The 12,110-nt window shown below is 46.1% G+C and carries 8 protein-coding genes and 1 tRNA gene; 3 read left to right on the top strand and 6 right to left on the bottom strand.

Annotated elements, in window-relative coordinates; translation table 11 throughout:
* Positions 1–129: 129 nt before the first annotated feature.
* Positions 130–423, bottom strand: coding sequence for a DUF4870 domain-containing protein (locus MKY97_RS22930; protein WP_342552547.1), 294 nt, complete (start codon positions 421–423; stop codon positions 130–132).
* Positions 424–688: 265 nt separating this feature from the next.
* Here MKY97_RS22930 and MKY97_RS22925 point away from each other — a divergent pair.
* From MKY97_RS22925 to MKY97_RS22915, 3 genes are all read left to right on the top strand, one after another.
* Positions 689–762: transfer RNA gene (locus tag MKY97_RS22925), tRNA-Arg, on the top strand.
* Between the two features lie 165 nt (positions 763–927).
* Entirely contained in the window at positions 928–1,701 is a 774-nt protein-coding gene (locus tag MKY97_RS22920; RefSeq protein WP_342552546.1) for a class I SAM-dependent methyltransferase, read from the top strand.
* A gap of 437 nt (positions 1,702–2,138) precedes the next feature.
* Positions 2,139–6,188 carry a S8 family serine peptidase gene (locus MKY97_RS22915; protein WP_342552545.1) on the top strand — a complete coding sequence of 1,350 codons (4,050 nt, stop codon included), beginning with the start codon at positions 2,139–2,141 and terminating at the stop codon, positions 6,186–6,188.
* Positions 6,189–6,515: 327 nt separating this feature from the next.
* Here MKY97_RS22915 and MKY97_RS22910 read toward each other — a convergent pair whose 3' ends face one another.
* The 5 genes from MKY97_RS22910 to MKY97_RS22890 form a co-directional block, all read right to left on the bottom strand.
* On the bottom strand, positions 6,516–7,034 hold the full coding sequence (locus MKY97_RS22910) for a GNAT family protein (RefSeq protein ID WP_342552544.1): 519 nt from the start codon (positions 7,032–7,034) through the stop codon (positions 6,516–6,518).
* 368 nt (positions 7,035–7,402) lie between these two features.
* Positions 7,403–8,641, bottom strand: a complete 1,239-nt coding sequence (locus MKY97_RS22905; protein WP_342552543.1) for an MFS transporter — start codon at positions 8,639–8,641, stop codon at positions 7,403–7,405.
* 482 nt (positions 8,642–9,123) lie between these two features.
* Positions 9,124–10,083, bottom strand: coding sequence for a hypothetical protein (locus MKY97_RS22900; RefSeq protein ID WP_342552542.1), 960 nt, complete (start codon positions 10,081–10,083; stop codon positions 9,124–9,126).
* On the bottom strand, positions 10,040–10,633 hold the full coding sequence (locus MKY97_RS22895; RefSeq protein WP_342552541.1) for an RNA polymerase sigma factor: 594 nt from the start codon (positions 10,631–10,633) through the stop codon (positions 10,040–10,042). The genes MKY97_RS22900 and MKY97_RS22895 overlap by 44 nt, the downstream gene beginning before the upstream one ends.
* A gap of 276 nt (positions 10,634–10,909) precedes the next feature.
* A complete protein-coding gene (locus MKY97_RS22890) occupies positions 10,910–11,767 on the bottom strand; it encodes a hypothetical protein (RefSeq protein ID WP_342552540.1) in 858 nt (285 codons plus the stop codon).
* Positions 11,768–12,110: the final 343 nt, after the last annotated feature.

The following is a 12,110-nucleotide window of genomic DNA, read 5'->3' as shown; positions in this document are numbered from 1 at the left end:
CTGCATAATTGATTTGCATATAGCGGCTGTGAAGCAGGTCGGCGAAAAAGAAATTAGAACGACCCGCCGTATAAATACGGCGGGTCTGTTAATCATTCTGCTGTGTTTGATATGTTTGCTTAACGCGGCTTAATAATATTCACGCAGGACTTGAATTCCTTTTACAACATTATATACAAAGCTCAAACCATAGATAACAAAGAACAAAATAACGAACCCTACTGCAGATCCCAGGCTGTGAGATGTCACGAAGAAATAAAACAGGGGGATCGCCGCCAAAAACGGAAAGACATGGGAGAACAAGGCGAGTTTTGCGTGTCCTGCAATGTACTCATCCTGTGCCACGATCCATACAACGATGGGAAACAGGAACGGGGCAAAGAAAATGCTGAAATAAGATAGTGACGATAGAAGTTGTCTCATACGATTCTCTCCTTTAATAAAACTGCAAATGATATGTATGCAACAGATTACCCCGCTAGGGGTTTGTTGAATAAGCATTTTAGGCTCATGCGGGTATTATCAATATTACCTCAAAGCAGATAACCTATGCTGCTTCCTGTTTGAATATACATATTATACGGAGTCGGCTGGTTTTTAGGTTCATTATTAATTTTTAATAAAACTATTGAAAAAAATAGAAAAGGGAGTATAATAGAGAACGTTCCGCATTTTATTATACATATTTGTCTCAGTAGCTCAGCAGGATAGAGCAACGGCCTTCTAAGCCGTCGGTCGGGGGTTCGAATCCCTCCTGGGACGTTCAGAAAAAGGCTTCCTTCGGGAAGCTTTTTTTGCGTTCAGGGGATAAAGACTCTCCTCCCTTAATTGCTTTTACCTATAAATGAAATAGATTATATATATTTTATCAATAAGGAAATCTGTGCCACAATGAGGATATCAATATAGGAAGCGACGGTGGAGCAGATGAAATCTATAAATCAGTGGCAGGCCGAGGACTACGACAAGCAGCTGGCTTTTGTATCAGAGTATGGGAAAAATCTGATCTCTTGGCTTCGCCCCAGAGAAGGGGAATCCATTCTTGATCTCGGCTGTGGAACTGGAGATTTAACGTATGAAATTGCTCTTTCAGGGGCGGCGGTAACGGGCATGGACGCCTCATCAGACATGATCGAACATGCCAGAAAAAAGTTCCCGAGTATTGAATTTTGGGAAGCTGACGGTCAGCAATTCACAACAGAGAAGCTGTTCGACGCTGTTTTTTCCAATGCAGCACTGCACTGGATGCGTAATTCCCGTAACGTTGTAGATTGTGTATGGCATGCATTGAAACCGGGAGGGCGGTTTGTGGCTGAATTCGGAGGCCGAGGTAATGTGGAGGTCATTGTAAATGCTATCGAGGAAGTACTAAAGCGGCACACGGGGATCAACGCCTCGGAACGCAATCCATGGTATTTTCCGACGATCGGACAATACAGCAGCATCTTGGAAGAAAGAGGTTTTGTAGTTCGGCAGGCCTATCTTTATGACCGTCCTACCAAACTAGCAGATGGTGAACAAGGAGTTATAGGCTGGCTGACTCATTTTGGAGATGACTACTTCGAGGGATATGGCTCCGAGCAGGTGGAGGAATGGTGTCAGGAGATCAGCCGGATCGTGGTTCCGAAGCTTTGGAGAAATGATGGAATCTATGCAGATTACAAGCGCCTTCGCATTGAAGCATTTAAGCCGGAGGTCTAACAGGAAAACAACTAAAATTCATTGTTAAATGAGTTTCTGCTTTTAAAATGCAGTGTCACAGCTCTGCTTTACGTCTGAAAAAGGAGTATGGAATCAATCGTTCAATCACATGAAAACTCATGCAGTTCACCTATAAACCATGCCTTTCTTCAGTACAGAGGAGCATGGTTTTTTTATTTTGCTTCCCGTATTTTAAATTTTAATATTCAAACGACAAAATTATACAAACGGGACTATATATCCTTCTTAAGAACCATATAAGTGATTTTTATATCATAATGTAAGTATTTAGAAGGAAAAAGTGATATTTTGGTAGAATAATTTACCAGGGGTCAAACATTTTGCGGATTGGTGGTGAATTGGTCGAACGTATTGCAGTGCTTCCTGCATTGGATCCCATTTGGTGAGGCGTTTACACGAAGAAGGAGGGCATAGCCTTGAATAAACGATTGATATCTATGTTAATGAGTGTCCTTATGGTTTTTTCCCTTATCCCGCCTGCGGCTGGAGCCGCTTCTGCGGATTCTGCAATTCAACTGGAGAACACACTAAACAGCACTACAGCAAAACAATGGAGAGACGTGCTTGCCGGACGGGAAGCTCGAATTTCTGCAGATCCGTTTCTGGATAAAAGTCTGGAGGGACTTGGCGGAGAGAACACACGAGTCATCGTTGAACTGTCCACTAAACCTGTTGCTGTAGCACAAGGCGAATCAACCCTCTCAGGAAGATCATTCACCTCCTCTATGGAAACAAATGCTGTAACTCAAGTTGAGGAGCAACAACAGTCATTTGTACATAGCCTCACTCAGAAAAAAATCAAACACGAAGTGCTGGACAATTATGCATATGCCCTTAACGGTGTAGCCCTTGAAGTAAAGGGGAACCAATTGGGACAATTGCTTCAAATACCAGGCGTAGTCAGTGTCTACCCTGACCTTGAAGTGACGCTGGCACCAGACCAAGATGAAGTTAATCCGCATATGAAAGATACAGCGCCTTTTATCGGAGCTCCTGAAGTATGGGATCTCGGCTATAAAGGCAAAGGCGTTAAGGTAGGCGTCATTGATACCGGAATTGACTATACTCATCCCAATCTGCGCGATGCTTACAAAGGCGGATGGGACTTTGTAGGAAATGATAATGATCCGTATGAAGCAACTTATCAGGAATGGAAAGCCTCAGGCCAGCCTGAATTTGACGAGGATGGGCGCCCTTATTATACATCTCACGGTACACACGTTTCTGGTACGGTGGCTGCTCGTGAAGCAGGAGACTATGGTATCGTTGGTATCGCTCCCGAAGCAGATATTTATGCTTACCGTGTTCTAGGTCCATACGGCAGTGGACAGACGTCATGGGTACTCGGCGGAATTGACCGTTCCGTAGCGGATGGCATGGATGTTATCAACTTGTCACTTGGTGCCGCAAACAATGATCCAAGCTATGTCACTTCGGTTGCATTGAACAATGCGATGCTGTCTGGTGTTACTGCGGTTGTATCCAGTGGTAACAGTGGGCCTAACCGTTATACTCTTGGTTCACCGGGCGCATCTGCCATGGCGATTACTGTAGGTAACTCCACAGGTCCCAGCCAGGCGATTACGGCAAACACCCATTTCTGGATTGGTGAAGAGAGTCAGGAATCAGCGCCTGAACAACAACCTGCTCCAGATCAAGAGCAGACTCCTGAACTGGGAAATGCTCCTGAAACGCAGGAACCTGGTTCTACACCGGAAGCTTCGCCTGAAGGCGGTGTGGAGGCGGAAGGCAGTGCACCTGAATCGGAAGAGGCAGCGCCTGCACAGAATAGCGGAATTACTGCTGATGCAGCATCGTCCAATGAGCCGCATCAGGCTGATCAGCCTGATGTGGACCAAGAGAAAGCTTCAGACGCAATAACGGATAATGGGACAACAGGTGAAATTCCTGCTCCAGCGACAGAAGGAACCGATGCGGCTTCACCATCCGATCCGGAAGAGGAAGCCGCTGCACCTGAGGAAACAGCAGAAACGGAGCAGTCGCCTCTGGCTGTTACCGAGTCGGTATATCGTCTGGATGTCATGGGCTGGAGTCTTGCAGCCGATCCTGAATCTGTCCTGACAGACCGATATGGCGTTGAGTTCGCAGGTTTGGGTAAACCTGCTGATTTCGAAGGTAAAGATCTTACAGGCAAAATCGCGTTAATTCAACGCGGGGAACTCGCTTTTGTCGAGAAAATTGCAAATGCCAAAGCAGCCGGCGCTGTGGCGGTTATCGTATATAACAATGTCCCGGGTCCGATTGGCGTTAGTCTCGGAGACAGCTTTGACTTTATTCCGACACTGAGCATGTCGAAGGAAGACGGCGAAGCAATCAAGGCTGAACTGGATGCAGGTCAGTCTGTGGAAGTGAACTTTAGTGATTTTGAACGCAGTCAGACACCTGGGGATGAGATGAGTTCCTCCAGTTCTCGCGGACCTGCGAAGGTGACGCTGGATATTAAACCGGATGTTGTTGCACCGGGTTCCAACATTCTGTCGACGGTTCCTGCTTATGGCAAAGATGAACCAGAAGCTGATTATGCACAGGCATATGACCGGAAAAGTGGCACAAGTATGGCTGCGCCGCACGTCGCGGGACTTGCTGCTCTGCTGCTTGAAAAGCACCCGGAATGGACACCTTTTGATGTCAAAGCGGCTCTGATGAATAATGCCAAAATCATGGATACGGCCAAATATGATGTGTTTGATCAGGGTGCAGGCCGCATTCAGGCGGTCAAATCAATTGATCCAGCAGCTTTTGTTAAAGTCATGGACGTGACCCAGTATACCGAGAGTGGTTCGGTAGTTGAGAAAGAAAACATTACGGGAAGCATCAACTACGGCAATTTCATGAGTACAGATGAAAAAACAGTAACCAAAACGATCAAGGTGCAGGCCTTGAACGGAAGCGGTGGTGAGTACACGGTAAGCGTGAATCCAACGCGTACAGTGCCTGGCGTATCTGTTGCAGTTGATAAAGCTTCATTTGCCTTGAATGGAGAAGAAGAACTGGCAGTAACGGTAACCGTTCCTCGTGGTGTAACAGCGCAAACCGAGGCACAAGGTTACATTGAAATTACGAATGGGACAAATATATTTACCGTGCCGTATGTGGCGCACTTTAATGTGACATCTAATGGAGTAAAATACATTGAAACGGTGAAAGGGAACGAGAAAAATCCTTTCCACTATCCGTTGAAAGCGGACGGTTCGCTGGACACCTTGAACGTTGCAATGGAATTTCATAATCCTATGACGTTTGCATTAATTGAAATTTATGACGGCTTTGATCCTCAGGGCGGACATTATAACGATGGTTACATCGGCTCAATCTTTGGCAATTATTATACCTTTAACGCAAATACAAGATACAATCTGGCTTGGGATGGTCAGTATTCCGACTACGCGACGGAAGAAGTCACCGAAATTCCGGACGGCTTGTATACCGTGGACATTACAACCATCGGTACGGATGGCAAAACGTATAAGGAAGATACTTCACCTTTTCTGGTGAAAAAGACAGCTCCGGCAGTGACTGCTCCACAATCACTGGAGTTTAAAGCGGAAGATGCCGTTGAAATTAACGGTACGGTGGATGATCTGTATTTCCGTGCTGCCCCTGCGCTGGCCAAAGGTTGGAGCATCCAGTTTGATCCGGCAGCTGCGCTGGAAGCATCCTATGCAGTGAAAAAAGAAGATGGCTCGACGTTAAAAGAAGGTACGTTGGATGTCCAGGCCGATGGCAGCTTCCAATATTCATTAGAGAATCTGGAAGGCGGCAAGTACACGGTGGAGACGACGGTGAAAGATGAGCAGGGTCTTGCAGGTACGAGCAGCACAGCCATTACGGTGGAGTCCACAGAAACTGAGCCTGAATCACCGGCTGTGAGAGCGCCTGGTACTCCTATGTTGTCTCACAATAACGGTTTTGTTAACGGACTGTTGGGCGGCAGCTATACGGTGTCCATGAACATGTGGTGGGGCGAGAATGCGACCAGCTACAAGTTGTACGAGGATGGTGTATTGGTTGATTCGCAAAAGCTGACCTATAATGCGCCTTGGGCACAGTTTGCTCAAACAAAAATTACAGGCAAAACCAATGGTACTTACACTTATGTTGCCGAGCTGGCTAATGATAAGGGAGTAACGCGCAGTCAGACGCTGACTGTACGGGTTACCGATGCACTGCCTGGTAAGGGTGTGCTCTCTCATGATAATTGGGATGTGGACGGCAGCTACAAGGTCATGATGAACTTGTGGTGGGGAACCAATGCAGCCGAGTATCGTCTCTATGAGAATGATGAGTTGATTGATACACAGTCACTTAAAGCATCAACACCGCTGCCGCAGTTCGCTGTAACTGCAGTGAAAGGCAAAGCTTCCGGCACATATACGTACCGGGCGGAGCTGGTTAACGATGCTGGCGTGACAACGACCAATACGATTAAGGTGAAGGTGAAATGAACGGAATACTAACGTAAACGGGTAAAGCCAAGTTATGAACAGTACGGAATAAGCTTTATTCCTAGCGTATGGTTTGGGAAAAGCAGCGCTTCATCCTTGTCCGGCATAAGCCGATGATCGGGACGAAGTTGGATATGAGAAACGGCCTCCTTCCTGTGAAATTACAGGGGAGGCCGTTTCTATTGTTTGCTCCGGGGAGGAATGGATCTCCGATTTCCTGAATGAAGAAGTGATTTTTATCAAGTCATTGAAAAAAATAGAATCTATCCTTACATACGATGGTTATTTAATTTAGTGTGATTTATTTTTAGACACGCCCTATGTCGATTATTTTTTAATCCATTTATAGTTCATGAACTTTAATAGTTGTCCATTCATTTCAAATTCATGGTCACTAGTTTCTATATGCTCGAACCCATTCTTCTCTAAAACTTTTTGAGATGCTGTATTGTTATTGGTTGTTTTTGCATGGATTTCTTTTATATCTGAATCGACGATTGTCTGGAGTAATAAATGTAATGCTCTTGCAGCAATGCCCTTTCCGGTGCAGGCTTGTGCCAGTCTATAGCCAAGAGATCCTGTTCTATTTTTATTGGAATAATGAATATCCACTACATTTATCCTTCCAAGAATAGAATGGTGTTCATCCTTTATGAGATAAAAAAGGGAGAGTCCTTGATCTTGTTCATCAAGAAGATGTTTATTTTTCACCTTAAAAACCTCGGGCTTGTAATAATCATCTCCCCGGGAGGGTACAAATTTCTCGAAAAAAGGTCTGTTTTCAACCTCAAATGTGTATAAGTTTTCGAAATCTTTCTCTTCTAACTTCTCAATTACGATGTCCATGAATCTTCCTCCAATCTACTTCAGCTCTAAATACTATAAATCTGTTTATGTAAAATCTAGACCGATGCGAGCTTTACACAGCCATTGTAACATTCTAATTTCTTGGACAGTGCACTTACAGAATAAAAAGAATAAATAGCTTTGATTCAAATGAGTATTTAGGTCGTGGTACTAGCAGTGTGAAAAAAGCTTGATTCCAAGCACATGGTTTGGAAAAAGTAGTACCTCGCCCCTGTCCGGCATAAGCCGATGATCGGGACGAAAGCTGGATATGAGAAACGGCCTCCTTCCTGTGAAAATACAGGGGAGACCGTTTCCGTTGTTTGCTTCCAGGGAAGGATGGATATCCGATCCCTGAAGGGATTATTTTAAAGCGAAGAGACTGTTTTGTTTTTGCTTGCCTGAATCCCTGTCATGAGCAGTCCTACTGCAAGCAGAACCTGGATGAGCAGGGGCAGCGTCCAGCCCTTAGTCCAGTCGTGCAGTAAACCGAAGAGTAGAGGTCCACCTGCCGCGAGCATATAACCGAAGGATTGAGCCATTCCCGATAGACTTGCGGCCTCTCGCGCATGACTCGTTCGAAGAACGAAAAACATGGTGACCAGACCAAAGGAAGCCCCGGCACCAATCCCGGCCAAAGTGACTCCAATCGTTACAAGCACAGGTATGCCGCTGAACAATAAAGCATATCCGATAATGAGACACATACATGTTATTGTAGTCAGCAGGCGTTGATCCTGCGTTCTTCCGGCCAGAATTGGCACAATGAAGGTGGCGGGGACGCTAACCAGCTGCATCAGAGACAGCATCCATCCAGCCGAGGCTGCACTGAAACCTTGGTCTGCGAGAATTTCCGGGAGCCAAGTGATGGTAGTATAGAATATTAACGACTGTAAGCCCATGAACAGGGTCACGAACCAAGCAAGTGAAGATGTACGCAGACGTGCAGGCTTACTTTCATTTTGGGAAGTCACATAAAGCATTTGTTTGCGCCCTCTTCCTGCTTGAGGGAGCCATAACAGGACACCCAGTATGGAAAAAACGGCCCACATCCCTAATGAAGCTCGCCAGCCTAGTGATGAGGCTTCTGCCACGGGTACACTAATGCCTGACGAGATCGAGGCAAACATATTCATGGAAACCGAGTACAGTCCGGTGACAATGCCGACACGCAGCGGGAAGTCACGTTTGATTAAACTCGGCAGCAGTACGTTACTTAGAGCAATGCCGCATCCCAGAATAGCCGTTCCTGCATATAAAGCCAGAATAGAGGGCAGCAGGCGCAGGGTAATTCCGCCAGTAACGATGATTACAGCCAGCAGGAGAGCGGTCTCCAGTCCAAAACGTTTAGCAAGACGCGGGGCAAAAGGAGAGATCGCTGCAAAGGCGATCAAAGGCAGTGAGGTCAACAGCCCCGCCATCGTGTGTCCAATCCCGGTATCGGAGCGGATTAATTCAACCACAGGCCCTGCAGCCGTGATGGGGGACCTCATGGTAGCGGCAATAACAATAATTCCGGCGAGCAGCAGTCCGATTTTTCCCGAAGCCTGTTGTAACGGTTGTTCGGCCTCGGTATGGACGGAATGCTGTTGTGTTGATGATGACATAGTTATTCTCCTGTTTCTAGAGGGTTAGATGATGATTAGTCATTTTTATTTTTTGGTAATTTATTGAGACGTCTTAACAGTAAGATTACATAAACGCGACCAGTGATGTGCGTGGTGGACAAAAATGATCTTTCGAATAGAGAAGTCAACGCAAGGGTTTCAAGTTTCAGGGCTTAGTTTCCTCATTGTTCTATGCTAATATGTAGTTTAACTTGAATGGTCGAATTCGGACAGTCTTTATCGGATGCTCCCCTTTTTATTTTGTGAAATCGAACCTTGTTGGATAATAGATCCGTCTAACTTAGGATTCAAGCAGCTGCATCCAGCAAGGGGGTATCCTGTACTTTATATGTATTAATAAGTGTTTTCTATGATACATCAATTGAATTTCCATGAATATAAGACAGACCCGCACAGCTGGTATGATCCAGTAGTGCGGGCCTGTTTTCAGCTTGTTATCAGGCTTCGGACTCGGCAGCAGCTTATTCCAAAAAGCTCTTGGCAATCTCAATCAGCTCTGCCTTAGTGATCTTTTTAGTGGCCTCTATATAGTAATTAATATGATACTCGCTATTTGGGATATCATAAATGAATTGAATGGATCTGTTGCTGCTGCGATTATTTGCTTCCTTGTACAGTGCATCCACACCTGATATTTTCATTTCTTCCTTGGGATCTACGTGGTTCTCATTAAAGTAGATTGTTAACTTCTCCTTGCTCTTCCTTGGCTGTATGACGATCTGACCGTCTGCACTCTTGTAGCTGATATACATGTTCCAGTTGTCCTTGACGGTCTCAAGGAGTGCCATGGCATACCCAACATCGGATTCCAATGCTTGCCGCTTGAGTTCCTCTGTCAGTGAGGTTTCAGCTTCGGCTGTCAGCGGCTTTGGGGTGTGATAGCTCAGACTAGCGCGATCAAAGGAATACACCTGCCTGCTTGTACGGATGCTGTTCGTGAGCTTTATCTCCTGATTCTTTAACTCCTCTGTCAAAGCACGTGCATCTTTGAAGCCTAGTCCTGGACCAGTGACTAGGTTCAACGTTTGGTGAGGATTGTTCGCGGCAATGTATAGAGCCGCAGACTCGCCGGGCTTCAGCAGCTTGTAGCTGAGTTTAGCAGCCTCACGATTACGCAATTCTTCTTGAGGGTTCTTCTTCTCCAGAATGGATGGCTCGAAGATCTTTTCCTCATAAACGGTCCCACCCTTGCTGTTGGTCAGTGAGTAGAGATGCACCGCGGCGAAGCCTGTAGAAATACTGAGCAGCATGCAGGCTGCTATAATCACACTAACCCTGTATTTCAGGTAGGGTCGATCGAGGCCTTGCCGCTTGGGCAGTTCACCTTGCAGCTGTTTCATTACAGGCCCGGACAAGTCTGCATGGGGCGGCTCAGCCTTATGGAATAGTTCTCGAAGATCCTGATTGCTGTTTGGCTTCATTGCGGCCAGCTCCTTTCACTGGATAATAGTGCTTGCGGAATTTGCCTACCGTTCGTTCATACTTCTTACGCAGATAAGCGCTGTTTCGCTGGAGAATCGTACTGATCTCCTCATAGGTCTTGTCCTCCACACATCGCAAAATGAGCAGGCTGCGCTCCTCCGTCGACAGTCTCTTCATGGCTTGAAGCACCTGCTCATCAAAATAAATGTCCTCAATTCGCTGGTCTATCGGGCTATAATCCCTGGTGGCATGATATAGAAAAGGCAGGTACTTGACAAGCCGGCGCTTGCGCAGCGCGTCAATACACTGATTGTATGCAATGGTATACAGCCAGGCCTCGAACGATTTCTCCGGGTCATACCTTTTCAGATGCCTGAAGGCCTTGAGGAAGACCTCCTGTCCGCAGTCCTCGGCCTCGGCATAGTTGTTTAGCATATGATAACAGTAGAGAAAGATCGGTCTCTGATACTTATGCATGACTCTCTCGAACTTTGTAGTATCTCCACTCAGGATATCGCTTATGATCTGGCGAAGATCTATGTCTTCCAAGTCCCCACCCCTTTTTAAAGTGTTTTATGAAGGAGACACCTTGTATTGTGACAGTTTACCGTTTTTTTTGCTTAAGAAGGCACACGATGCATCCCTCCCGGTTCATTTCAACCCAACGTATCTAATACAGGGGAGATACACTGTGTGCCTGAATCTGCTTAGGAACATGAATGCATCATATTGGTTACGGATTAACCGCTGCTATCTGGACGCAGCGATCTGAAAGCTATATCCCAAGCGCCGCGGCGGCTTAAAGGCTGCCTTGCACTCCGCGTCCTATTTCAAATACGATTCGGCCAGCTTGATCAGCTCCTGCTTGCTCAACTTGCTGCCGATGTCTTCAATATGGTACCAAATATGAAATTCGCTGTTAGGGATGCTGCACACAAATGTAATACCTTGGCCTGAGGACTTGAAATCCTGATTTTCGGATTCGCTGTAAGACGAATAGACCATTTCTGTTCCTCCCGACTTGATCAGCTCATACGTGACCCCGGTTTGTACGGATGGAGTATGGAGCGTGATTTTCTCATCAGATTTTATAGCCTGAACCAGCAGCTCGCTGCTTCCATTTTTATATGTGCTGAAAAGGTTCCAGTGCTTGCCGATCAGTTTAAGCTTTTGCATGGCATATCCTTTGCCAGACTGAGCTGCCTGCTGCTCAAGTTGATCGGTCATCTTGGCTCGCTCGGGATCCGACAGGACCGGATGATAGGTCACGCTGGCGCTGTCAAATTTATATTTTTGCTGGATGGTATCCAAAATTTTAACCGATTGTCCTTTTAGCTGCTCACGCAGCTTGGCTGCTTTCTTGAAGCTCATCGATGTTCGCTCAATATTGGTCTTGCGCTCTGGATTATCTTCAGCAATGTAAAACAGGGCGGCTTCCCCTTTCTTCAGCAGCTCATTAGCTAAGCTATGGCTTTTTGAGGAGCGAAGCAGATCTTCGCGGGAGTGGTCCGACTTATGAGAGCCCTCGTAAGGCTTCTGCTCATAGATAACCTCCCCCTTGTTGTTAGTTAACTTAAAGACTTGATTGCTAATGGTATCATCGGCAAAGGCTGTGGCCGGAATGAGCAGCAGAGCTGCTGTCAAAGCAATTAGACTTTTTTTGTACTTCTTGTTCTTTTTCATGTAGAATCTCTCCTTTGAACTACTGTATTTATAAGGTATTACGTTTTAGGTGTTCCAGAATGTGACATTTCATTGATTTTTATTTATGAGCCAATAGGATGAAGGAGAGAGGCAGGAGGGCAGATGAAGTCGGAATGTGAGAGATGGTAGTACTGAGAGCATTGCAGAGCGGCTGAACAGTTCCAGTGATCTGTCAGGTATGCTCAATACAGTGATGGAGAGCAGCGAGAGCTGACAGGGCGGCGACAAGGTGGTGTTTCTGCAGTTAGAGGAGACCAGAGTATAACGGGTGTTTAATGATCGGAATCTTCTGCCAGGACTCATATTTTGGACAGATTAGAGT

This window comes from Paenibacillus sp. FSL R7-0652 (assembly GCF_038595045.1).
In the GTDB taxonomy this organism is placed as follows: domain Bacteria; phylum Bacillota; class Bacilli; order Paenibacillales; family Paenibacillaceae; genus Paenibacillus.
Note: the sequence above shows the minus strand (reverse complement) of the source record. Positions and strands in the feature narration are given on the sequence as shown.